General features: G+C 44.1%; 21 protein-coding genes, 5 tRNA genes, 1 other RNA gene and 1 other annotated feature. Of the genes, 23 read left to right on the top strand and 4 right to left on the bottom strand.

The features are described 5' to 3' along the window. Position 1: 1 nt before the first annotated feature. Both smpB and ssrA read left to right on the top strand, forming a co-directional pair. Entirely contained in the window at positions 2–466 is a 465-nt protein-coding gene (smpB, locus tag C0033_RS01640) for an SsrA-binding protein SmpB (protein ID WP_103226111.1), read from the top strand. Between the two features lie 70 nt (positions 467–536). After that, positions 537–875, top strand: a transfer-messenger RNA (tmRNA) gene (gene ssrA / locus C0033_RS01635). A gap of 264 nt (positions 876–1,139) precedes the next feature. Here the strand turns inward: ssrA and C0033_RS01630 are convergent. Continuing rightward, positions 1,140–1,652, bottom strand: coding sequence for a GNAT family N-acetyltransferase (locus tag C0033_RS01630; protein WP_242984386.1), 513 nt, complete (start codon positions 1,650–1,652; stop codon positions 1,140–1,142). Positions 1,653–2,434: 782 nt separating this feature from the next. Between C0033_RS01630 and C0033_RS26800 the strand changes: the two genes are divergently transcribed. From C0033_RS26800 to greA, 13 genes are all read left to right on the top strand, one after another. Then, positions 2,435–2,587, top strand: coding sequence for a hypothetical protein (locus tag C0033_RS26800; RefSeq protein WP_180994513.1), 153 nt, complete (start codon positions 2,435–2,437; stop codon positions 2,585–2,587). 205 nt (positions 2,588–2,792) lie between these two features. Beyond that, positions 2,793–4,862 carry a hypothetical protein gene (locus C0033_RS01625; protein ID WP_103226109.1) on the top strand — a complete coding sequence of 690 codons (2,070 nt, stop codon included), beginning with the start codon at positions 2,793–2,795 and terminating at the stop codon, positions 4,860–4,862. Positions 4,863–5,034: 172 nt separating this feature from the next. Continuing rightward, positions 5,035–6,411, top strand: coding sequence for an MATE family efflux transporter (locus C0033_RS01620; protein WP_103226108.1), 1,377 nt, complete (start codon positions 5,035–5,037; stop codon positions 6,409–6,411). A gap of 1 nt (position 6,412) precedes the next feature. Continuing rightward, positions 6,413–7,780: an MATE family efflux transporter gene (locus C0033_RS01615; RefSeq protein ID WP_103226107.1), complete on the top strand. Its 1,368-nt coding sequence runs from the start codon at positions 6,413–6,415 to the stop codon at positions 7,778–7,780. Between the two features lie 70 nt (positions 7,781–7,850). Then, positions 7,851–8,921, top strand: a complete 1,071-nt coding sequence (locus C0033_RS01610; RefSeq protein ID WP_103226106.1) for a branched-chain amino acid aminotransferase — start codon at positions 7,851–7,853, stop codon at positions 8,919–8,921. Then, complete coding sequence (locus C0033_RS01605) at positions 8,921–9,841, top strand: AEC family transporter (RefSeq protein ID WP_103226105.1); 921 nt, start codon at positions 8,921–8,923, stop codon at positions 9,839–9,841. Before C0033_RS01610 ends, C0033_RS01605 begins: the two co-directional genes overlap by 1 nt. 9 nt (positions 9,842–9,850) lie before the next feature. After that, a complete protein-coding gene (locus tag C0033_RS01600; protein WP_103226104.1) occupies positions 9,851–11,482 on the top strand; it encodes a hypothetical protein in 1,632 nt (543 codons plus the stop codon). A 31-nt stretch (positions 11,483–11,513) separates the two neighbouring features. Then, positions 11,514–11,733: a binding site (T-box leader), on the top strand. A 114-nt stretch (positions 11,734–11,847) separates the two neighbouring features. Next, positions 11,848–13,809: a threonine--tRNA ligase gene (gene thrS, locus C0033_RS01595; protein WP_103226103.1), complete on the top strand. Its 1,962-nt coding sequence runs from the start codon at positions 11,848–11,850 to the stop codon at positions 13,807–13,809. Positions 13,810–13,880: 71 nt separating this feature from the next. After that, a complete protein-coding gene (locus C0033_RS01590) occupies positions 13,881–14,195 on the top strand; it encodes a DUF1540 domain-containing protein (RefSeq protein WP_103226102.1) in 315 nt (104 codons plus the stop codon). A 372-nt stretch (positions 14,196–14,567) separates the two neighbouring features. After that, positions 14,568–15,062, top strand: a complete 495-nt coding sequence (gene infC, locus C0033_RS01585) for a translation initiation factor IF-3 (RefSeq protein WP_103226101.1) — start codon at positions 14,568–14,570, stop codon at positions 15,060–15,062. Positions 15,063–15,086: 24 nt separating this feature from the next. Beyond that, positions 15,087–15,284 (top strand): 50S ribosomal protein L35, encoded by a 198-nt coding sequence (gene rpmI / locus C0033_RS01580; RefSeq protein ID WP_002603682.1) that lies wholly within the window; start codon positions 15,087–15,089, stop codon positions 15,282–15,284. Between the two features lie 31 nt (positions 15,285–15,315). Continuing rightward, the gene (gene rplT / locus C0033_RS01575) at positions 15,316–15,672 is read left to right on the top strand and encodes a 50S ribosomal protein L20 (RefSeq protein WP_103226100.1); all 357 of its coding nucleotides are present in this window, start codon (positions 15,316–15,318) and stop codon (positions 15,670–15,672) included. A 302-nt stretch (positions 15,673–15,974) separates the two neighbouring features. Further along, positions 15,975–16,478, top strand: a complete 504-nt coding sequence (gene greA, locus C0033_RS01570; RefSeq protein WP_103226099.1) for a transcription elongation factor GreA — start codon at positions 15,975–15,977, stop codon at positions 16,476–16,478. 457 nt (positions 16,479–16,935) lie between these two features. Here greA and C0033_RS01565 read toward each other — a convergent pair. Both C0033_RS01565 and C0033_RS01560 read right to left on the bottom strand, forming a co-directional pair. Next, positions 16,936–17,008: transfer RNA gene (locus C0033_RS01565), tRNA-Asn, on the bottom strand. 11 nt (positions 17,009–17,019) lie between these two features. Next, positions 17,020–17,103, bottom strand: a tRNA-Leu gene (locus C0033_RS01560). 129 nt (positions 17,104–17,232) lie between these two features. Between C0033_RS01560 and C0033_RS01555 the strand changes: the two genes are divergently transcribed. The 4 genes from C0033_RS01555 to C0033_RS01540 all read left to right on the top strand — a co-directional run bounded on the left by C0033_RS01555 (position 17,233) and on the right by C0033_RS01540 (position 18,843). After that, a tRNA-Leu gene (locus tag C0033_RS01555) sits at positions 17,233–17,316 on the top strand. A gap of 206 nt (positions 17,317–17,522) precedes the next feature. Further along, positions 17,523–17,606 (top strand) — tRNA-Leu (locus tag C0033_RS01550). An 11-nt stretch (positions 17,607–17,617) separates the two neighbouring features. Continuing rightward, positions 17,618–17,701, top strand: a tRNA-Leu gene (locus C0033_RS01545). A 200-nt stretch (positions 17,702–17,901) separates the two neighbouring features. Further along, positions 17,902–18,843, top strand: a complete 942-nt coding sequence (locus C0033_RS01540; RefSeq protein WP_103226098.1) for a 3-hydroxyacyl-CoA dehydrogenase family protein — start codon at positions 17,902–17,904, stop codon at positions 18,841–18,843. A 4-nt stretch (positions 18,844–18,847) separates the two neighbouring features. Here C0033_RS01540 and C0033_RS01535 read toward each other — a convergent pair whose 3' ends face one another. Further along, positions 18,848–19,585, bottom strand: coding sequence for a type II CAAX endopeptidase family protein (locus tag C0033_RS01535; RefSeq protein ID WP_103226097.1), 738 nt, complete (start codon positions 19,583–19,585; stop codon positions 18,848–18,850). Positions 19,586–20,010: 425 nt separating this feature from the next. Between C0033_RS01535 and C0033_RS01530 the strand changes: the two genes are divergently transcribed. From C0033_RS01530 to C0033_RS01515, 4 genes are all read left to right on the top strand, one after another. Next, positions 20,011–20,412, top strand: a complete 402-nt coding sequence (locus C0033_RS01530; RefSeq protein ID WP_347501007.1) for a MarR family transcriptional regulator — start codon at positions 20,011–20,013, stop codon at positions 20,410–20,412. 48 nt (positions 20,413–20,460) lie between these two features. Further along, a complete protein-coding gene (locus tag C0033_RS01525; RefSeq protein ID WP_103226095.1) occupies positions 20,461–22,194 on the top strand; it encodes an ABC transporter ATP-binding protein in 1,734 nt (577 codons plus the stop codon). Next, positions 22,184–23,830: an ABC transporter ATP-binding protein gene (locus C0033_RS01520; RefSeq protein WP_242984385.1), complete on the top strand. Its 1,647-nt coding sequence runs from the start codon at positions 22,184–22,186 to the stop codon at positions 23,828–23,830. Before C0033_RS01525 ends, C0033_RS01520 begins: the two co-directional genes overlap by 11 nt. Before the next feature lie 87 nt (positions 23,831–23,917). Continuing rightward, complete coding sequence (locus tag C0033_RS01515; RefSeq protein WP_103226093.1) at positions 23,918–24,655, top strand: ATP-binding cassette domain-containing protein; 738 nt, start codon at positions 23,918–23,920, stop codon at positions 24,653–24,655.

Here is a 24,655-nt window from a genome sequence, read left to right as displayed (position 1 = left end):
TATGGGGAAAGAAAGTTTTAAATTAATCGCCAATAACAAAAAAGCATATCATGATTATTTTATTGATGAAAAGTACGAATGTGGAATTGAATTATATGGTACGGAAGTAAAATCCATCCGTATGGGTAAATGCAGTATTAAGGAGGCATTTGTCCGGATTGATAAGGGTGAGGTATATATTTACGGCATGCACATCAGTCCCTATGAAAAGGGCAATATCTTCAATAAAGATCCCCTTCGCGTCAGAAGGCTTCTTCTTCATAAATCAGAGATCAATAAGATGGCAGGCAAGATTAAGGAAAAAGGATATACCCTCGTCCCGCTTCAGGTTTATTTTAAAGGAAGCCTGGTAAAAGTGGAGATCGGCCTGGCGCGAGGCAAGAAGCTTTATGATAAACGACAGGATATTGCAAAAAAGGACCAGCAGAGGGAAGTGGAGCGGGATTACCGCCAGAAATTTCGATAAAAGGCGTGCTTGACACAAACTTTAGATGATGATAAGATATAGGCATCTCTTTTGAAAGAGATGCCAGTCAGGGGTAGTACTGGTTTCGACAGGGGCCATGCAGCTGGTGAAGCTATCCGCATGCGATGCGTTAAATGGCAAAATAAATATAAACGCTGAAGACAATTTAGCAATCGCTGCCTAATGGCAGCTGTCAGACTTAGTGCACTCACACATTAAGACCCTGGCATCGACTTTGTGAGAAACGACTTGTGCAAAGCTTTGAGCACCTGGGCGTATGATGAAGCTACTGAAACCTCAAGGATGTTCGTTTCCGTGAGGCAGAGGGAATGTTAAACAACGGACTATGATAGTAGAAGAACAGGGAATTGGTTTTTGGACACGGGTTCAAATCCCGTCTACTCCATGAAAAACTCTTGATAAATCAAGGGTTTTTTTATTTGCTTAATCAAAAGTTAATCAAGAAGTTAATCAGACATATGTTCGATAAAAAATAAAGTTCACGGGAAAGGAGAGTTTTGTAACAATAGGACTCTAACAACAGGAAATCTTTGGATATATTATAGAAACTAAAGAGAAGAGAAAAGGGTGAAGCCATTGACTTCACCCCTTTTTGAATACTATTTAACACATACTCACTATAAAGAATTATCTAATATTAAAATTCCAATAATTAGAGTTCAAATTCCATTTGGACGTCAAATGGCTCGTTTTGGGCGATAACTTGATTGATCTCAACTGCATCAACACAGCCAATTTTTCTGTAAAAAGCTTGTGATTCTTCAGATGAATGTGCTGATATATAAATTTTTTTTGCGCCCATTTTCTTTGCACTTTCTGCAATAAGCGCAAAGAGGTTCCGCCCAATGCCTTTGCTTCTGTAGGCATTAGATACATGGATCATTAGTAACTCAACGTATTCCTTATTTATTCCAAACAAATCAGATGAAACAGAAGCGAATCCAATGATTTTACTGTCATCAATAGCTCCAAAAACAACTCCACCGGCATCTAAACAAGATTTTAAATCAGCTATTATGCTGCGTTTTTTGGAAGAATCCCAATCTTCAACAAATTTGTTGTCAACCAAAACCCATTCATTGTTTTGTTTACGCCAGCATCGTTTTACCTGCTGATACCTACAAAAAGAATCCAATGCATCTTCACAAAGCAGTTCTTTGCTCATTTCTAGATAAGTTATTGCGTTCATACTTTTTTCCTCTACTTTCTATTCTGGTTTTCTGTAGCTGATAAATCATATTTTTCATCGCAATCCCTCCTCTTATGGCAACGTTTATATTGGTCTGATGTGCATTAACCTACTGCCTTTATTTCATTCTACGATTTTAGTACAGTTCTGTCAAACCTAAATTCATCTATTAGGATCATTTTATGGTTTTGTAATAGCTAATGCGCAGAGTTGATTTGCAATAGTACCAAGTGCAGTTGGCGGAGATATTACTAAGCGTCACGGAATCTCCAGCAGTAGAATCGTATAGTATAGACGAGGTATTTATTATATGACAGGGACTGAAGGGGTGTGGGGAGAAGCAGTAGAGGTTGTAAATGAGATCAGAGAGCGTATTTATTGATCACCGTGCTGATAATTTTCCCTAAAAAGGGAGGAGGCCGGTCTGGATCGCTCCAACCGGCCAAGTATTATGAAAAAAATCATAAGCGCTTTTGTCTTATAGAACATAGTATAGGCAAAAAATATGAGCAGTGTATTTCTGAAATATGAACGGTTTGTAAGGAATTTTTGAATAAATGAGGTTTGTAAGAGTTTCGCTGAATCATATGAGCCATTCACCATAATGTGCTAAAAATAATATCTGCATTTTTATAGTAGAATAGTGGCGGAGGTGCGGTATCATAAACTTAAAAGCTTAGAGACAGCACCAGCCTGTTTACAATGGTTTTTGAATACCAACACGGGATTTCGGCCATACTATTTTCGAGGTGATAACAATGGACCAAAAAGAGCAGAAATCAAAAACGTTGGAAGAAAAAGCTAAGTCGGTTGAAACATTCAATCCACATTGGAATGCAGGAGAGTTTTTAGGACCGAATACATTTCGACAGGAAGAGAAGACGGAAAAATATGGAGAAGGAGAGTCGTAAAGGCTCTTCTTTTTTCATGTCTTCAATAAGCCTCATGCCGAATAGGGAATTGAGTTGTGCTATACATTCCCGTATTAATAAGTTATAATGAGAATATATCAAAATCTCATATAAATTTTGTGGAAATTTAATATTTAGGAAGGGTATCTTTTACGAATCTGCAGAATGGTGAGTACTCAATTAAAGTATAAGAAGGGGAAAACATATGGCAAAGGTAACGGAAACAGCAATAAATGAGAGTATAAGAATACCCTCTAATGATCCACGGTTCGAGAAATCTAACGGTAAGGTTTATTCAGACAGAATACCTATAAGATGTGGTTATGATGTGACGGGTGTACGGATAGCAATAGGTGACGGTCTTGTTAACGGTATACAATTCATATATAATAATAACCCGGCTTTAAGTGAATGCCATGGAAGCAGTGAGGGGAATCTTATTGAAACTAAATTTGACAGCGATGAATATATAACTGTTTTCTCTTGGATCTCAGGCTGTAATTTTTATTATTCTAATTCAGCGGGGGTATTTACCTGGCATATACAGATAACAACAAATAAAAGCAGATACACCTATGGCGAAGAACCTGCGGTTCAGTATTGCTTTGATAAGAAAACCTATACGCTGGAGGCAGATAGAGGGCATAAAATTGTCGGTATCAGATGTAAGGCCAGATGCAGTGACAAGGATTCGCAGCCCACTGACAAGGCGGGAACTTGCGGCATAGTGCCAAATGTCCTCTACGCCATATCGCATGTATATGAATATGAGGTAGAACCAATTGATACGTATCAGGATACTTATTATAGTGACTATAGCTTTGTCGTAAATGCAGATAAGCTTACCGGGATTAACGGGGCAGTTTGTGATAACTGTATTAACAGGCTGCAGTTTGTTTATGACAACAATTCTGGTATTACAAAAAGCCATGGCTGTGAGAAAGAGGGGGAGGTACCCTTTAATTTCCCTATAGGTGACGCTAAATTAGTGAATTTCAAGTACACAAATGCGAAGTGCGACGACGAAAAATATGGCGGAAGTGTACTGCTGACACAGATAACGGCTACTCTGAGCAATGGGAAAACTTACAGTGCAGGATTGCCCAAAAGTTCTTTGCCGTCAACCTTTTATCATAAGCATAACTATGAATTGACTGCTGAACCTGGGGAAGAACTCTGGGCTTTTACCGGTCTGTATAATCACTATATGGGTGGTTTCCTTAGCAGATTTACGAGAAAAAATAGAAATATCAGGAATTTGGCAGCAGCAGGCAGCGGCAGTAAAAATACAACAGGGAATAAGATATTGTTTGTGAATGTGGTAGGCGCAGGTAATGGAAAGGATAAAGTTGACGAAAGTGCAAAGCTGTTAAACCGATATTGGAGAAATTGGTTTAACGGCCATAAGGAAAAGATAGAAGACTATGACTGTATACCGGCTAAAAGCTGTTGCAATCAGGTAGTTGCTAAAGTTGACGGATCTACAGTGCAAAACTATCTGTTAACAGGGCAGTATGAATATGTGGCTTTCCATTGCCATGGCAATAGTTTTTATGTTGGCAATGGAATCCCCTTATTAAGCTCTGTGTGGGTAATGCAAAATCAGGCGAAATTTAAAAATGCCTGCAAAAATACTGTATTTAACTTAAATTGCTGTGAATGCGGGTATAGAGGAACCTATCATGATGGGAAGTCTGGCAAGGACATTGAAGGGCTTGCAGTTACACTTGTCAAGTATGGGGCGAAAGCGGCATATGCATATTCTGTTGCTTTGTCGATTCCGGCGATTCCGGCAGGCGTCTCAGAGATGCCCCAACATTTCACATTGCTGTACAGGCTTTTGGGGGCTGTAGATTATTATATCATTGAACAAAAACTTGATATTAATAATGTTACGGAAAATGTGTTAAAGGAATTCGATCTGATTATGGATACTTTGAGTAGTAAATGCAGCAAGTATGGATTAAATGGAAATATTCTTAAAAAAATAAGCGATGACTTTAATAACGAAATGAAAAAAGAGGGTTTTGTTGAAACTTCAGAAATATTTTGTTTGAACGAAAAATCAAGATATGATAATTTTATGAGGTATTTGTCCAATGAGTCGATACATAGATTGACAAAAGAAATTTATATTCTCTATTGGCAAGTATATTTTGCTAAGCAGCATTTCTGCGGTCCGGGGGTGGGAAATTATCACAGGGAATTAAAAAAGAAAAATTTAGGCGAAGCTTGTAATGAGTATGGAAACAGTGGATATATTCCGGATTTATGATTTGAAAAACTTCGAAATTGTAATAAGCTGCCAACCTAAGAATATCGGGTTGGCAGTTTTTCTATTGTGTTAAATAAGGAAACAGACTTTCCGCCTTTTCTTATTGCGCCGTCTCCCGTGATGGTGCTATAATTGGCAATGAATATTGAAAATGGAAAGATAAGGTGAGGGTATGGAAGAGACAAAAAATGATTTTTCCAAGGGCAGCATTGTTAAAAATATTTTGAATTTGGCGGTGCCCATGACGCTGGCGCAGCTGATTAACGTGCTTTATAACATTGTTGACCGCATATACATAGGCAGGATACCGGATCATGCCACCCTTTCCCTGACGGGGATCGGGCTTTGCCTTCCAATTATTTCCATAGTAATTGCTTTTGCGAATTTATTTGGGATGGGAGGCGCTCCTTTGTGTTCGATCGAAAGGGGGCGGGGAAATAATAAAGAGGCGGAAGCGATCATGGGCAATTCATTTGCCATGATGATCATTGTAGGAATTGTGATAACCGTTCTTGGTTTGCTTTTAAAACGGCCTATGCTGTATTTATTTGGGGCCAGCGACATGACATTTCCATTTGCCGACCAGTATGTGACAATCTATCTGTTGGGAAGCCTGTTTGTCATGGTGGGGTTGGGAATGAACAGTTTCATCAACTCTCAGGGCTTTGGGCGGATCGGAATGATGACCGTGCTTTTGGGAGCAGTTACTAATATTATCCTGGACCCTATTTTTATCTTTGTATTGAATATGGGGGTTAGGGGAGCTGCGGTGGCTACCGTAATCTCCCAGGGATTATCCGCTGTTTGGATCGTTCATTTCCTGACCGGGAAAAAGACGATACTGAAACTGAAGGTTTCCTGCTTTCATTTGAAAAAAAGCCGGGTACTCAGCATTGTGGGATTGGGCATGTCCGGGTTTACCATGGCTATCACCAACAGTTTGGTACAGATCATGTATAATGCCAGCTTACAGCAGTATGGCGGGGATCTGTACGTGGGAATTATGACGGTGGTCAACTCTGTCCGCGAGGTGATTTCCATGCCGGTTAACGGTGTTACCAACAGTGCGCAGCCGGTTATGGGATTTAATTATGGGGCGAGGGAGTATAAGCGGGTGAAAAAAGCCATTATATTTACTTCCGCAGTTTCCATTATCTACACCTCTTTTATGTGGCTTCTGGTTCATGGCTATCCGGAATTTTTCATCCGTATCTTTAATAAGGATACGGAACTTGTTGCAGCAGGGGTTCCGGCCATGCAGATCTACTATTTTGGATTTTTTATGATGTCCTTGCAGTTTGCAGGGCAGGCCGTATTTGTGGCTCTTGGAAAGTCAAAGAGAGCCGTATTTTTCTCTATTTTCAGAAAGGTGATTATTGTTATTCCATTGATCTTTTTACTGCCCCGGTTTGGAATGGGGACAGACGGTATCTTTATGGCGGAACCCATATCCAACTTTATCGGCGGCGTTGCCTGTTTCGGCACCATGCTGGTAACGGTATGGCCTGAATTGAGTGACAACAGATCCGAACGGAAGAAAGAGGTTTAAGATGGAACAAACAAAAAGCAAAGCTCCGCTGTTTTCCACTGCGGCTATCCGGCGTTTGATACTGCCGCTGATTATTGAACAGTTTTTGGCGGTTATGGTAGGTATGGCCGATACGGTCATGATTGCAAATGTGGGAGAGGCCGCCGTATCGGGAATCTCTCTTGTGGATACGCTGAATATACTTTTGATCAATGTTTTTACTGCATTAGCTACCGGTGGAGCGGTGGTTTCCTCACATTACTTGGGAGGAGAAGATCAAAAGACAGCCTGTAAAGCGGCGGATCAGCTGGTATTGGTTGTTTTAATGCTGGCAACGGTTATTACCTCGTTTTCTTTATTGTTTAATTTCCAAATTCTAAGGGGAATTTACGGGCGGATTGAGCCTGCGGTTATGAGCTATGCCAGAACATATTTCTATCTGACCGCCTTATCCTTCCCTTTTTTAGCGGTTTACAACGGATGTGCGGCCATCTGCCGGTCCATGGGCAATTCCCTCATATCCATGAAAGTATCCGCTTTGATGAATGCGATCAATATAGTGGGCAACGCCTGTCTGATCTTCGGATTTCATATGGAAGTGGAGGGAGCCGGTATTTCCACATTAACGTCCAGGGTGGTCGCTGCGGTTATTATGGTAAATGTGGTCAGAAATCAAAAGCTTCCCCTTCATATCAGCCGGAAATTTAATTTCCGTATAAACCGGTATATGGTGGCCCAGATTATGCATGTTGGGATACCGGTTGCGATTGAAAACGGGTTGTTCCAGGGAGGCAAGCTTATGGTGGCCGGGCTGATCAGCAGCTTTGGCACTGTTTCAATAGCTGCCAATGCGGTGAGTAATACCATCGCTTCTTTCCAGGTGATACCCGGCACTGCAATTGGGCTTGCAATCGTCACTGTTGTGGGTCAGACTGTGGGGGCAAAACGTTTTGACGAGGCGAAAAAATATACAATGAAACTGTGCCTATTGGTTGCGGCCGCCCACCTTGCGATCTGTCTGCCTATGATATTAGGACTGCATCATATTATCGGATTTTACCGGATGTCTCAGGAAACAAGCGAGCTGGCATGGAAGGTCAGCATGATCCATGGAATCTGCTGTGTGCTGATATGGCCGCCGTCCTTTGCGCTTCCCAATGCGCTGAGGGCCGCTGATGACGCCAAATTTGCGATGGTAATCACCGTGCTTTCCATGATCTTCTGCAGAGTACTGATGAGCTATGTGCTGGGACGATATATGGGAATGGGATTGGTAGGTGTTTGGATTGCCATGATTCTGGACTGGGTGGCCCGGGCTTCCATCTATCTGTGGCGTTATTTGAGCGGCGGATGGCTGAAAAAACATTTAATATCTATTGACAGATCCTAGGTTTTGGTTGATAATGATTTATAAATTTGCTGACATTTTAAGCCAGTGTGGGAAAGGAAGAAAAAGCGCTATGAGCAACATAAGAATTGAGAAGACAACTTGTCCGAAGGAAAAACCAGGAAAGGACAACCCATTGGTATTTGGAACGATTTTTACAGACCACATGTTTGTAGCAGATTATGTAGAGGGAAAAGGATGGATTGACGCGAGAATTATCCCTTACCAGCCCCTTGTTCTGGAACCGTCTGCCATGGTATTCCACTATGGTCAGGAGATGTTTGAAGGATTAAAGGCATATAAGGCAGAAGACGGAAGAATTCTGTTATTCCGCCCTGATAAAAATATTGAAAGAGCTGCCAGCAGCAACAGAAGACTGTGTATGCCGGAGATTCCAAAGGACTTATTCATGGATGCACTGATTCAGCTTGTTAAGCTGGATTCCGACTGGATTCCTACAAAACCGGGAACTTCCCTTTATATCAGACCATTTGTCATTGCGACAGATCCATTTTTAGGAGTAAGACCGTCGAACACTTATAAATTTATCATCATTCTTTCACCGGTGGGCGCTTATTATGAAACAGGCATTAATCCGGTTAAGATCTGGATCGAAGACGAGTATGTAAGAGCCGTAAAAGGCGGTATTGGAGAAGCGAAGACAGGCGGCAATTATGTTGCATCTCTGGCTTCCCAGGTGAAAGCGCATGACGAAGGATATTCCCAGGTACTGTGGCTGGACGGCGTTCACCGTAAATACATCGAAGAAGTCGGAGCTATGAACATCTTCTTTAAGATCAACGGCGTTGTTATAACTCCGGAACTCAACGGAAGCATTCTGCCGGGTGTTACAAGAGATTCTGTAATCGCACTCTGCAAGGAATGGGGCATTCCGGTAGAAGAGAGAAGAATCTCAGTGGATGAGGTGGTAGCAGCTGCTGAATCAGGCGAGATGGAAGAGTGTTTCGGAACCGGAACAGCAGCGGTGGTTTCTCCTGTAGGAGAGCTTCGCTATGAAGAGGAGAGAATGGAAATCGGCGGAGGAAAAATCGGAGCCGTAACCCAGAGAATCTATGATACCATTACCGGAATTCAGTTAGGTAAGATTGAAGGACCTGAAGGATGGAGCGTAGAAGTTAAGTAATGGCTGCTATATTACCGGTTTTTTCAAGGGCATTTGCTTTTGTCATGATTATAGCCGTCGGTTATGTGCTGAAGCGCAGAGGCTTCTTTCATGCAAAAGATTTTTTCCTGATTTCTAAAATTGTAATTAATATCACTTTGCCGTCGGCGATCATATCGAATTTCAGTAAGATCACCATGGAAAAGTCACTGCTGATGATGTGCGTCATCGGTCTGGTCAGCAATATTCTTCTGGTTCTGCTGGGATTTATGATAAATCTCGGCAGATCAAAAGAAGACAAGATGTTTGATATGATCAACTTGTCCGGATACAATATCGGCAATTTTACAGTGCCGTTTGTGCAGAGCTTTTTAGGGCCGGTTGGTTTTGCGGCAACCAGTTTGTTTGACGCCGGAAACGCAGTTATGTGCACGGGGATTACTTACAGTCTGGCATCGGCTGTTATGGGAACCGGAGAGAAGGTTTCCATAAAGGCCGTTTTGCGCAAGCTGTTTTCTTCCGTGCCTTTTGATTCTTATGTTGTGATGACAACATTAACCATAATGAATGTAAAACTCCCTTCCCTTCTCATTGACTTTACCGGAACGGTTGGGGGCGCCAATGCGTTTCTGGCCCTTTTAATGCTGGGAATCGGCTTTGAGGTGAATTTGGATAAAGGAAAAGCAGCCAGGATTATGAAACTTCTGGTGCTGCGTTACGGAACTGCCGTGTTATTTTCCCTTGCCTTTTACTTTCTTATGCCGTTTGAGCTGGAAGTGCGTCAGGCGCTGGCAATTCTTTCATTCGGCCCTGTTTCATCGGTATCTCCGGCATTTACAGGCAATTTAGGCGGGGATGTGGAATTGGCAAGCGCGGTAAATTCACTTTCCATACTTGTCAGCATCATATCCATCACGATTGCGCTGATTATTATTTTATAGAGGATTTTTATGAGCAAAAGAAAAATTAAAATCCTCCTTTGTATGGCGGCAGCCTGGGTTTTATTGTGCGGATTTGAAACCAAGAACCATGATTTTACAGAAAAACCTGAATATTTAAAATCAGCTACCTATTATTCGGATGACTGGGTGGTGAATTTCTGGAACAGTGAAAGTCCGAATATGGATCAGGAGCTGGCGCAGATTGCAAAGGATGGATTCAACAGTATCATATTGGCACTTCCCTGGCGGGAATTTCAGCCTCAGATTTCTCCCGTTTCTTATAATTCCTATGCGTGGAAGAAGCTGGATAAGGTGATGAAGGCGGCCGAGAACAACGGACTTTGGGTGGAGCTCAGGGTTGGTTATACCTGGGATTATTACTCCCAGGAAAGCGTTCTGCCCCGGTATCAGGGACTGCTTTACCAGGAAAGCACCAAGGAAGCGTGGCTGGATTATGCGAAGACGGTCTATGAAAAGGCGTCCTCCCATCCCAATTTTTACGGTGGATTTCTTACTTGGGAAGATTTCTGGAATTTCGTTGATTCTGCAGGAAGTATGGGGCGGGGAAGCACCAGTATCCGCATGGCGGAGATCGTGGGTTATCAGGATTACATGATTGAACACTATAAACTGGAAGAAGTTCAGGAATATTACGGAACGGAATTAAAAAGTTTTGATGATATCTACCTTCCTCCCAGAGAGGATAAGGCATTTCTCTGCTTTTACCAATTTTATGATGATTTTTTAAATAAGCTTTTAGCGGATACTCAAACGGTATTTCCGGAACTATCCATGGAAGTACGGCTGGATGTGGACCCGGTCACGGATGGTGACGGCGGCTTGGTGGGAGCGGATCATTACAACACGTTTCCCTGCGGTACTGCGCCTTATACATCGCTGATGTTTGGGACGTCTATGGGACAGATGAACGAGGGTGAAGTGGTCAGCGCTGAATCGGTGCTGGGTCATTTAAACAATTTCTTGGATCTGGCCAGCTTTTTCAGCGGCGGCAAGCCTTTATATGTGGATCAGCTTCTGTTTATGGATACCACTGAGGAATTCGGCCACAACGCCCGGATCGATGCGGATCAGCGCCCTGAATTTCTGTCTTCTTTAGAGCCTGTATTAAAGGCGAAGACGATGGGCTACGGCATCTGGACTTACCGAAACTATACGAACAACCTTGTCTTCAACTCTCAGTTCGGATTGGACGGAAAAGAATGGACACTTGGGCGGGGAAGCAGCATTGTGAACAGAGAGTCCAATAAGATGGCAAAACTTTCGGGAAAGGGAAGCCAGATCAGCCAGAATATAGGAACCAGAGGAGGTTCCAGGCAGAATAAGAATATCAGAGTACGGCTGAGGGCGGACAGTGAATCCCTGAGTACGGTTATCGTCACATTGGGAAATGTGAGCAAGCTGGTCAATGTTAAAGGAGATACTCAGGTGGATCTGGATTTCGGGCCGCTGAATTTCACTAAGATCACAATTGCCTGCGATGACGAGGTTTATATTGATAATGTGAATGTATTTACTTATGAACAGGATGGGCAGCTGTACAGCTTAGACGGCGAGGAACTGAGCTGCATTGAGGCAGTAAGAGAGTTAAACGACAGTTTGGATCAACCGGTTGACAAATGATTTCAACATGATATAATCATAGGCAGATATAGAAAAAACGTTGATGAGAACAGTAGGATATGAGGAACGGACAGAGAGAGGCATATATGGTGGAAGTGCCTTGCGGAAATGATATCTGAAAACCATCTCGGAGCGGTCCTTAATCGGACACGGTGATTCCGTTATCATCAGAATGAAGTGGTTTTGATTGTTGGATCAATAACAATTAGGGTGGAACCGCGATTAACACAGTGAAGTGTATCGTCCCTTTTATATGTTTAGGCATATAGAAGGGACTTTTTGTATCCAGCCGAAAGCCCGTCATCGGGAAGCGGCGGCAGTATTTCAAATGCACTTATTGAAAATCAAATAAAGGAGACAAAGTGATGAAGATTACATTAAAAGATGGAAGCGTGAAAGAATACGCACAGCCTATGTCGGTGATTGATATTGCTTCGGATATCAGCGAAGGGCTTGCCAGAATGGCGTGTGCAGGGGAACTTAACGGAAAAGTGGTGGATTTAAGAACCGTTGTGGAGGAAGACAGTGAATTGAGCATACTGACAGCCGGCGATAAAGCTGGTCTTGCCGCATACCGTCATACGACCAGCCACGTTCTTGCCCAGGCGGTAAAGCGTCTGTATCCGGATGCAAAACTGGCTATCGGCCCGTCCATTGATACCGGTTATTATTATGATTTCGATATGCCTTCTTTGTCCAGAGAGGATCTTGATAAAATCGAAGCGGAGATGAAGAAGATTATCAAAGAAGGAGCTAAGATTGAACGCTTTACCCTTCCGAGAGAAGAAGCAATTAAGTTCATGGAAGAAAAAGGGGAGCCATATAAAGTGGAGCTGATTCAGGATCTTCCGGAAGATGCGGAGATATCCTTCTATACTCAGGGAGATTTCACAGACCTTTGTGCAGGCCCTCATCTGATGAGCACAAAGCCGATCAAAGCATTTAAGCTGACTTCATCTTCCGGCGCTTACTGGAGAGGAAGCGAGAAAAATGCCATGCTGACCCGTGTATACGGCACCGCATTTGCAAAAAAAGACGAACTGAATGAATACCTGGAATATCTGGAAAATATTAAAAAACGCGATCACAATAAATTGGGACGTGATCTGGAACTGTTCACAACCGTGGACGTGATCGGACAGGGACTTCCATTGCTTCTTCCTAAGGGAACGAAGATCGTACAGACGCTGCAGAGGTGGATCGAGGATGAAGAAGAGCGCCGCGGTTATATGAGAACCAAGACTCCGCTTATGGCAAAATCTGATCTCTATAAGATTTCGGATCATTGGGGACACTATAAAGAAGGCATGTTTGTGCTGGGAGATGAGGAGAAGGACGATGAAGTGTTCGCACTCCGTCCGATGACCTGTCCATTCCAGTATTATGTTTATAAAGCGAGCCAGAAATCCTACCGTGACCTGCCTTGCCGCTACGGCGAGACATCCACATTGTTCCGTAACGAGGATTCAGGTGAAATGCATGGTTTAACACGTGTGCGCCAGTTCACCATTTCAGAAGGCCATCTGATCGTAACGCCGGAACAGCTGGAAGATGAGTTTAAAGGCTGCGTGGATCTGGCTAAATATTGTTTAACAACGTTAGGACTTGCAGACGATGTAACATACCGTATGTCTAAATGGGACCCTGCTAATTCCGACAAATACCTGGGCAATGCAGGGCTTTGGGATGAAGTGGAAGGCATGATGAGAACGATTTTGGACGATATCGGAATCGATTACACGGAAGAAGCCGGAGAGGCGGCGTTCTACGGACCGAAGCTGGATATCCAGGCCAAGAACGTATACGGTAAAGAGGATACGATGATCACCATTCAGCTGGATATGTTCCTGGCAGAACGGTTTGATATGACCTATATTGACAGAGACGGCGAGAAGAAGCGCCCTTACATCATCCACAGAACTTCCATGGGATGTTATGAGAGAACTTTGGCATGGCTGATTGAGAAATACGAAGGTGCATTCCCGACCTGGCTGTGTCCGGAACAGGTTCGCGTGCTTCCTATTTCCGAAAAATATCATGATTATGCGGAGAAAGTGGAAGAACAGCTGAAAGCCAACGGCATCCTCTGCACCGTGGATGAGCGCTCTGAAAAGATCGGTTACAAGATCCGTGATGCAAGGCTTAAAAAGATCCCTTATATGCTGGTTGTAGGAGAGAAGGAACAGGCTGACGGTCTGGTTTCCGTTCGCAGCCGCTTTAATGGAGATGAGGGACAGAAGGCTCTTGACGCGTTCATCGATGACATTTGTAAAGAAATCAGAACCAAAGAAATCAAAAAAGTTGTAGTGACGGAAGAGCAGAAATAAAGCGCATATAACCGGTTGGATTGCGGCATACTATCCTTGTTATTAAGTGAAAAACAAGGAGGCAGTTTATCATGACAAAATTAGACTGTAATGTAACAACCTGTATGCATAATGCAGATAATTGCTGCTGTAAAAATGCCATTATTGTGGATGGACACAGCGCAAAGGACAAATGTGATACCTGCTGCGGAAGTTTTGACGAGAGCAAGGACAGTTCTTTCCACAACGTGTTTAAAACGCCGGAAAGCAAACTGGAGATCGATTGTGAGGCAGTTCAGTGCGTGTACAATGAAAACCGTCACTGCTCTGCCGAACACATCGGAATCGCAGGAGACGGCGCACGTCAGGCCAGCCATACAGAATGTGCTACATTTAAAGCGAAATAAGAAAAAAACAGGAGGCTGCAGATACGGATTTGCAGTCTCCCATTTTTTATGAATCATCACAAATGAGCCGATACAGGCATTGGAAGGCTGAAGTGTTACAATTTTTGCAATTATTTTTGCAATTAAATCAAGAATAGAGTTGACATTTAGTAAATGTTATTGTAGAATGAATAAAGTTGTGAGAACAACAAACAGGAAAGTAGGTATCCACCTCACCTCGGCACAATTACGTGACCCTGGTTCATATTTAAGAGATACATAGATGAACTATGTAAGCAGCTTAGATGGTGGATAGAATTTATTCTATCTATTTTTTTATGTGAATTCCTATATTATATCACACTATGGAGGTGCACGGCTATTAGCGAGTTAATGATTAACGAACAAATCAGAGATAAGGAAGTTCGATTGATTGGCGAGAATGGGGAACAACTTGGTATCATGCCTGTCAAAGATGCGTTGAAATTAGCAGAAGAGGCAGAATTGGATTTAGTAAAGATTGCTCCTACAGCAAAGCCACCGGTTTGTAAGATTATCGATTACGGTAAATATCGTTACGAACTGGCAAGAAAAGAAAAAGAAGCTAAGAAAAAACAGAAGGTAATCGAAGTGAAAGAAGTTCGCTTATCTCCCAACATTGATACCAACGACTTGAATACCAAGATGGGCGCGGCAAGAAAATTCTTGGAAAAAGGGGATAAAGTAAAAGTTACTCTTCGTTTCAGAGGCCGTGAGATGGCGCATATGTCCAAGTCCAGATATATCCTGGACGATTTCGCACAGAATTTATCGGATATCGCAGTTATCGATAAGCCATCCAAAGTAGAAGGAAGAAGCATGGTTATGTTCTTAACCGCAAAGCGTTAGACAATTATCAAGGAGGAAATTACAATGCCTAAATTAAAAACAAGCAGAGCAGCTGCAAAACGTTTCAAAAAAACAGGAACCGGAAAATTGGTTAGAAACAAAGCATATAAATCTCACATCTTAACTAAGAAGTCTACCAAGAGAAAAAGAAATCTTAGAAAAGATATCGTAACTGATGCAACAAACGCAAAAGTTATGAAAAAGATTTTACCATATTTATAAGATTTGATAGTTAAGAAGGAGGAAATAACCGATGGCAAGAATTAAAGGCGGTATGAACGCTAAAAAAAGACATAACAGAGTGTTAAAGCTGGCTAAAGGCTACAGAGGCGCTCGTTCAAAACAGTATAGAGTAGCAAAACAGTCCGTAATGAGAGCATTAACAAGCTCTTATGCAGGAAGAAAAGAAAGAAAGAGACAGTTCAGACAGTTATGGATTGCCCGTATCAACGCAGCAGCAAGAATCAACGGCTTATCTTACAGCAAATTTATGTATGGTTTAAAATTAGCTGGTGTTGAGATGAACAGAAAAGTTTTATCTGACATGGCTATTAACGATGCAGAAGGTTTTGCTAAATTAGCAGAGCTTGCAAAAACTAAAATCGCTTAATTATTTATTTGTAACTGTTCAGAGGGCGGGAATATTGAGACAAAAATCAGCGTCAAGCTTGCTTGTAAGCGGATTTTTGTCTCAATATTCACATCGGAGGAATCTCCGATGCTTCTTGTATGGCCGTAGGCCATGCAAGAAGATGCCCCCTCTGAATAGTTACCGTTATTTTAAACGTGAAGGGATTTCTGAAAAAGCCTTAGCGATCGATGTAAAAAAGTGGGAGTTTCCCGCTTTTTTACATCAGACGCTAAGGCTTTTTCAGAAATCCCTTCACGCCTGATGTAAAAATGGAGGAAGCCATGGCAGAGCGTTTAACCAAAAGTGATATAGAAAAGATAGAAAAAGAGATTGAATATAGAAAACTGGTGGTGCGCAAAGAAGCGATTGAAGCAGTAAAAGAGGCCAGAGCCCAGGGAGACCTGAGTGAAAATTTCGAGTATTATGCGGCCAAAAAGGACAAGAATAAAAATGAAAGCCGAATCCGCTATTTGGAGCGCATGTTAAAAACTGCAATCGTAGTTTCCGACGAATCCACAGGGGATGAAGCGGGGCTTAACAATCTGGTAGAACTTTATTTTGAAGAAGACGACGAGACGGAAACCTATAAGATCGTAACCAGCATCCGGGGCAATTCTCTTCAGGGCAAGATCAGCATTGAATCACCGCTTGGAAAAGCCGTGATCGGCCACAAGGTGAATGACCGGGTATATGTGAAAGCAAATGATAATTTTGGATATTACGTTGTTATAAAATCAATTGATAAAAGCGGCGGGGATGAGAATGACAATATCCGAAGCTTTTAAAAAATATGCAGTGATAGGGCAAAAACCGCAGCTTGTAAAATCCGGCTGCGGCTTTTGATTTATCCTATGGTATGTAATTATTTACAGCTAACTAACTGGCAAAGTAATTCGTAGAGAGATGCGCAGCTGTTAGTGTCCGGACATGGATATCCGGTACAGTTAAAGTTAAAATTCATGGAACAGTACCTCCTTTTATTTCTTGTGTTTTGTGATTACAGTCCCTGAGATTCGAAAGAAAAACGGGGATGTGTTTCATGGAACAATAGAATTGTAACACTTTTGTAATATTTAAGCCATAGGAGATAACTGGAAATTGAAGATGGGGCAGGCGGGTCGCTTTAGCGACATTATACCTCACCACCGCAGTGCGTTCCTGCCCGGAGGGCTTTTTTATATCATAGGAGCACTTTCCTATGATATAAAAAAAAGAACCATGCCTCAGCATGATTCTTAAAAGCTCCCTGAGTAGGACTCGAACCTACGACACCGCGGTTAACAGCCGCGTGCTCTACCGACTGAGCTATCAAGGAATATTGAAAAGTGCAGAAGAAGGGAGTCGAACCCTCAAGGTATTGCTACCACACGGACCTGAACCGTGCGCGTCTGCCAATTCCGCCACTTCTGCAAATCAACGAAGTTTATTATAATATGCTTTTCAGGATTTGTCAACCAAAAATGTCAATATTTTGAAAAAATAAAATTATCGAAAATACTTGCCATTTATTACAAATTATGATATACTACCATACGTTGAGCGGGAGTGCTGGAATTGGCAGACAGGCAAGACTAAGGATCTTGTGGGTGTATGCTCGTGTGGGTTCAAGTCCCATCTCCCGCATCAGAAAGAAGAGAAGCCGATTGCATTTGCAGTTGGCTTTTTTCTTATCACTGAAGTATAGTTTGCTGCTTTTTTCCCGGATTATACGATAATCTGGAAAAAAACAAAAATAATTTAAAAAAATTGAAAAAAGTACTTGATTAATTTCGAAAAGTATAGTACTATAATTGTACGAATTGATTAAAAAATTCGTAAAACTTTTAAATGCAGAAGTGGCGGAATTGGCAGACGCGCACGGTTCAGGTCCGTGTGGTAGCAATACCTTGAGGGTTCGACTCCCTTCTTCTGCATTTGTTCTTTTGCGGGAGTGCTGGAATTGGCAGACAGGCAAGACTAAGGATCTTGTGGGTGTATGCTCGTGTGGGTTCAAGTCCCATCTCCCGCATTAAGTAAGATAGGAATCTTTGATTTTCAGAGGTTCTTATTTTTTTGCCCTAAATGGCTGGCCGGGCTAAATAAAGCTTTTTTACATTAAGGGTGAAGGCATTTCTCAAAATGACTTCACCCTTAATGTAAAATTTGTTAGACGTCCCACCCCGTCTGTGTTAAATTAGTAATAGAACGAAAAATAGGAGGTTGGGGTTTATGAATGATATCAAAACAATTGGTATTGTCGGCAGAGGGCAGATCGGGGCGAGTCTGGCTACGTTATTTTCCGGCAACGGGTATGAAGTGATTTTGCTGGGAAGCCATGATACTGGCGTGAACAAAGGGGAAATTGAGATCAGCCATAATTTTGATGAATTGATTTCAGAGGGAATCATGGATGAGAAGCAAAAAGCGGTCTGCATGTCAAAGGTGCGTTATACCTACAGCTATGAAGATCTGAGCGGAATTGACTTCTGCTATGAAGCGGTAACGGAAGACGTGGAAATTAAGAGGGGCGTATATCAGAAGGTGGAACAATGCTGCCGGGAAGATATTGTGATCGCTTCGGCCACTTCTGCAATTTCTGCCGATATATTAGGCAGCCTTTTGGTGCATAAGGAGCGCTTTTTGGTGGCTCATCCATGGAATCCTGCCCATGTGGTGCCGTTGGTGGAAGTGTGTAAAAGCCAATATACAGACGAGGAAGCGGTAAAGATTACAGAAGATCTGTTAAATGATGTCGGTAAAAAAGTTGTGACTCTGAATAAGAATATCGAAGGATTTATTGGAAACCGCCTTCAGCACGCCCTGTTCCGGGAGGCCATGTATCTGATCGATGAAGGAATTGCAACTCCGGAGCAGATCGATGATGTGGTTTATTACAGTTTTGGACAGAGATATTCTTCCATCGGAATATTTGAGCATTATGATGCCGCAGGGCTTTCTCTGCAAAAAGAGGTGCAGTCCAACCTTTTCCCGACTCTGTGCAACACAGACCGGCCGCAGAAATGCTTGATCAATCATATTGAAGTAGGAGAGTTGGGAGCCAGGACGAAACGTGGTGTTCTGGACTGGTCTAAGATCGATGAAGAAGACTTCAGGAAACGCCAGAGAAAGCCGTTTTACCGGTTTATTCAATGGAATTTCCCTGAAGAATAAAGCCTTAACGTGTATGAACGCTGCTTTGGATTTTTAAAATGCAGAAAGGAACCAATATCAGGCATCCCGCAATGAGAAGCAGAGCAGCGGCCGGTTGGCCGGAGGCATTATTCAGCAGGTCCCATTTGGATGCCAATACGGATACGAGATTGGCGGTCAGGTGGAAAAGGTAGGATGCCCATACAGAGCGGTACTTCTCATAAATCCAGGCAAGGAGAAAACCGAGGCAGAAACCGTAGATTCCCTGCAGCATATTTCCATGATAAAGTCCGAATAGAAGGGCGGAGAATAATGCTGCCGGCCAAAAACCGGCCTTATCCCGGACGAGGGCGAAGATATAACCGCGGAAACACAGTTCCTCCGCCGCCGGTATTGCGATTACGGTGCATAAAAGCTGCACCCATAAAGGAGGGCTGAGCAGATCTTGAGCAAATTGTTCTTCGTATCCCATAAATAGTTCAGGGAGAGGAGAAACGCTGATGAGGTAATTCAGCAGGATACAGGAGGCAGCCGCCAACAGCATAATATAGGGAATGCCGTGAAACAGCGTTACATCAGTTTCACGGCATTTTCCACGTTGTCTTTGCTCCATGCGGTAAAAGATGTAGAGTATCGGAATGGACGCGATGGCGCCTGTACCGGTGACAGCCAGCGGTGACATGCCAAGCGGCAGGATCAGGTTCACAACGTTGAGAACGAGATTATAAAAGATAAGTGGAACGATTATTTTAAGTATCAGCATGGAATATCCTTCTTTTTAATGAATTTATTGTCCGGTAGTAATTGTTCAGCAGGTCTGCGCATTTACTGCGCTGACCGTAATAAAACTTGGAAAAGCAGGCAAAAATCCCATCGCCACATGCGATTTCGCAAAGATTTTTGCTCGTAATTGTGAGGGTACTGAACAATTACGTCCAGTATATCACAGGACGGATTGAAGTGTCAAAAACGAATGAAGCCAGAAGAGCTGCTTGCGCTACTGTTCACAGTCACAGTGGTCTTTTCTGGCGTCAGGACGGATTGACAGATGGCTGTAGTAGTGATACAATTCAAAAAAAGGTTGATGGTACAACCAATTTGCAATAGAGGGGGTACGGTGGGAAAATGGACGCGACGAAACGGCAAATAACAAAGATTGCACGGGAGGCCGGTAAATTGGTGGTGCAAATGATGAAAGAAAAAGGAATTGGAAGCGGGGAATTCGATCTGATCCATCTTGTCCGGCATCATCCCGGAATATCACAGAGGGATGCGGGGCAGAGCCTCAACATGGACAAAGGGGCTGTGGCCAGGAGAGTGGTCAGGCTGGAGCAGAAAGGGTATCTGCTGCGGGAGGAAAATCCGGAAGACCATAGAAGCCGGCTGCTCTATGCTACTGCCAAAGCAGATTCATTGAAGAATTCCAAGGCCGTCGTAGAAGCATCCTTTTATGAGTGGCTGCTAGAAGAACTTCCGGAGGAGGAATGCCGGAATTTTTGTAAGACATTGAATCAACTGTATCTCCGGTCTAAAGCAGAAAGCCGCAGCGGCTTTCCGCATATCTGTGAGAGGCTTGAGCAGACGAAATAAAGCGGTATGAACGCCGGAAATGAGAGATTCTGGGGGAGGAATAGGAAGATGGCTGATGAGAAAAAGGGAACGATCGCAGCTTTTATCAGACCGGAAAAATTGACGCTTGTCATCGTGACGGTATCCGGTATCATTTACAATGTGGGTATGACGGCTGGCCCTTGGTTTGAGGGGAAGCTTGCGCAGTACCTTTGCGATATCATCAGAGGCAGCCGAACATTTGGTTCCATGGCGGCGCTTGCCTTTACATATGTGCTGGTGATTCTTCTGGTACAGATAATGCGGTATGTTAAGCGGCTCTATGTGAGAAAATTTGCGAACCAGGTCAACCGTGATATGAAGGAAGAACTGTATCGCAGCATGCTGGCGAAAAGTCAGATACAGCTTGAGAAAGAGGGAATCGGATCTCTGATGACAAAAGCTGCGGCGGATGTAGATGCCTGTGTGGAAGGAATCAGGAAGTTTACTACGGAGATCTTTGATACCGGGGTTGTGATGCTTGCCTATCTTGCAATGCTGCTTGGTTATGACTGGCGGCTGACTCTGCTGGCGATGCTCTTTCCTCCTGTGGCCTACGGGATCGCCAATCGGCTGAAGGGAATCGTGACCCGCAGCGCCCGGGCCTATAAAGAGAGCGAAGGGTTGTTGAACTCAGCCACTTATGACAGGGTGGGAAATGCGGTCACTTACCGGATTTATGGGCGGGAAACCGGAAGGGATGAAGTCTATGAGGAATGCCTGCAGGATTATGAGAAAAAAGCGGTTCGGGCGAATATATGGGAAAATTCCATGCAGCCGGTATATCAGGTGATTTCCATGATAGGAGCAGTCTGTATCCTGTGGTTTGGAGGAAAAAATGTATTGGGCGAAGGATGGACTTCCTGGGATATCGCTGCATTTGTCACATTTTTATCCTGCTTTACAAAACTGGCGTCCAAATCCTCCAAAGCAGCCAAGCTTTTCAATTCCGTGCAGAAGGCAGCCGTTTCCTGGAAGAGGATCGAACCGCTGTTGTCAGGCCGCGGAAACGGTGCGGACGGCGGGAAATGCCCGTCAATGAAAATGCCGGCTTCCGGAACGTCTGTGAGGATGGAAAATGTATCCTTTTCCTACCCCAATGGAGCAGAAATCCTTTCGAATGTTTCATTTTCGGCAGGCGAGGGAGAAATTATTGGCGTTACCGGCCCTGTGGCCTGTGGAAAATCCACCTTGGGGAAACTGTTTCTGGAAAATCTGCCTTATGAAGGGAAAATTAGTCTGCGGGGCAGTGCCGTATATATGGGACATGAGCCGGAATTGATCTGCGGAACAATTGAAGAAAATATTCTTCTGGGTTTAGAAGGGGATGCCTGGGAGGCGCTTTCCTGGGTGAAGATGGATGAAGAAGTGAGACAGATGCCGGAGGGAATCCATTCCCGGATTGGAAATGGCGGCGTGACGCTGTCAGGAGGCCAGCAGGCCCGGATTGCTCTGGCCCGGACACTGTTCCACCGAAAAGAGTTTCTTGTCCTGGACGACCCATTTTCCGCAGTGGATATGCAGACGGAAAGAGAAATATTTGAAAATATAAAACGATTGCCCGGTGTCTGTACGGTGCTCATTCTTTCACACCGGCTGGCGCTGTTTTCTGAGATGGACCAGGTGCTGTGGATGTCGGACGGCAGAGTAACGGTTTCCTCTCATGAGCGGCTGATGGATGAGAATCCGGAATACGCATACTTATATAAGGCGCAGAATCATGCGGCCAGTCATAGGAAAGGAGGCAGCCGGAGTGAAGAGTAAACGTCCGATTACAGAAGCTGTGAAGCAAACGGTATTAAAGAATAAAGGGCTGTCCGGCCTGCTGGTTTTATTTGTTGCAGGGAGTGTATTTGCCGGGATTCTTCCGCCGCTGGCGCTGGAACGGATTGTGAACGCTTTGGCGGAAGGAAAATCCTTTTCTCCATCTCTGGTACTCATCTATTTTCTCCTATTTTCAGCTTCCGGCATTCTGGATGCGGGAAAGGAGAGTTTAATTACCGTATTCGGACAGAAAGCGACCCATCAGATACGAAGCTGTATGTGCCGAAAATTAAAAATGCTGCCGGCGGATTATTATACCGGTCAGGATACCGGAACCACCGTATCCCGGTTTGTAAATGATGTGGATACCGTGGAAGCGCTGTTTACCTCGGGAGTGATCAGTATGGCGGCGGATGCATTCCGCATGCTCAGTATTTTGGCAGTGATTTTTTTGAAAAGCCCGGGACTTGGTATTTTGCTGCTTTTGGTTCTGCCTTTCTTGTATCTGATGACGCGCATTTTTCAAAAGAGGATGCTGGCGGCACAATTGGATAACCGCATAGCAGTCGGCCGTGCAAATAATCATGTGCCGGATACCATCCGAAATATTCGGATGATTCATAATCTGCATAAAGAAAGCTATATGGAAGGGCGGTATGACAGCTATATTCAGGATGGATTCAAGGCGGTGAACCGCGCCAATTTTTACGATGCGGTCTATTCCCCCATCATCATTACGGTTAGTTCAGTTCTTGTGGCTCTGATGATGATTCTGTCGGCGAAAGGCGGCTGGCTCATGCAGCTGTTCGGAATGTCCGTGGGCACGGCCGTCGCCGTGATTTCCTATGTGGGAAAAATCTTTGACCCGTTAGAAAGCATCGGTATGGAGATTCAGAATATTCAGGCAGCGGCGGCCGGCATCCACCGAATCAACGAGTTTTTGGAAGAACCGGAAATGCCGCTGGTTTCGGATCTGCCTGCGAAGGAGGAAAGGCAGTCTGTGACAGATATTCCGGCACTGCAGCTAAAGAATGTAACCTTCGGATATGAAGACGCGCAGGAAATCCTGCATGAATTTTCTCTGACGGTGCGTCAGGGAGAACATGTGACTCTGTCCGGCAGAACCGGGGCGGGGAAAAGCACTGTGTTCAAGCTGCTGCTCGGTCTGTATGAGCCATGGAGCGGCGCTGTAAATGTGTTCGGGCAGCGGGCTGACCAGATTGGTGAGAATGACAGAAGAAAGATATTTGGCTATGTGGAGCAGGGATTTCATCCGGTGCCGGGGACAATCCTGGACCAGATTACGCTGGGAGATACAAATCTCTGCCGGGAACAGGTGATTCAGGCTCTCGATACGGCAGGGCTGCTGGATGCGGTACAAGAGCTGCCAAAACAGCTGGATACCCCTTACAGCGCCGCGCTTTTTTCACAAGGGCAGATACAGCTGCTTTCCATCGCCAGGGCGATTGCGGCAGACCCGAAGATCCTTTTGCTGGACGAGGTCACGGCAAACCTGGATTCCAATACGGAACAGCGGGTGCTGGAGGCGCTGCAGGCCGCGGCACGAAGCCGGACTGTGCTGTCGATTTCTCACCGGCTGTACGAATGCGCCGGAGGAAGGCGGGTCGAATTGTAAAAGTTGGATAAAGATATAGTAATGATTGGAAAAATGGTATATAATATCAAATGCGGGTAAAACCAGAAACAATATTTGGAGGAAGTCATGCTTACATTAGAGAATGTGTCCTTTGAAGTTCAGGCGGAAAAGGGACAAAAAGGTATCATACGGGATTTGAATTTAACCATTGAAGATCATAAATTCGTGGTAATTACCGGCCCCAACGGCGGCGGGAAATCCACGCTGGCAAAGTTAATTGCCGGAATTGAAAAGCCGAACAGCGGCCGCATTATATTTGACGGAACCGATATTACGGAAATGAGCATTACGGACAGGGCCAATATGGGAATCAGCTTTGCTTTCCAGCAGCCGGTCCGCTTTAAAGGCGTTCAGGTGCTGGATTTGATCCGCCTTGCGGCCAAGGAGAATCTGTCCGCGGTGGATGCGTGCAAGTACCTTTCGGAAGTAGGGCTCTGCGCCAAGGATTATATCAACCGGGAAGTCAACGCCAGCCTTTCAGGCGGTGAATTAAAGCGGATTGAAATCGCAACCGTTCTGGCCCGGGCTTCCAAGCTTTCCGTATTCGACGAGCCGGAAGCCGGAATCGATTTATGGAGCTTCCAGAACCTGATTCAGGTGTTCGACCGGATGCGCCAGCAGACAGACGGTTCCATTTTGATTATTTCCCATCAGGAGCGGATTCTCAATATCGCAGACGAGATTGTGGTCATAGCGGATGGCAGTATTACAAAACAGGGGCCGAAAGATGAGATTCTTCCGGAGATTTTAGGAACCGCTTCCGCGGTGGATGCGTGTGAAAAGTTCTATAAGGAGGCGAGATAA

Source organism: Clostridium sp. chh4-2, from assembly GCF_002899675.1.
Taxonomy (GTDB): Bacteria; Bacillota; Clostridia; order Lachnospirales; family Lachnospiraceae; genus CHH4-2.
The sequence above is the reverse complement of the archived record's forward strand: the minus strand, read 5'-3'. Positions and strand labels throughout refer to the sequence as shown.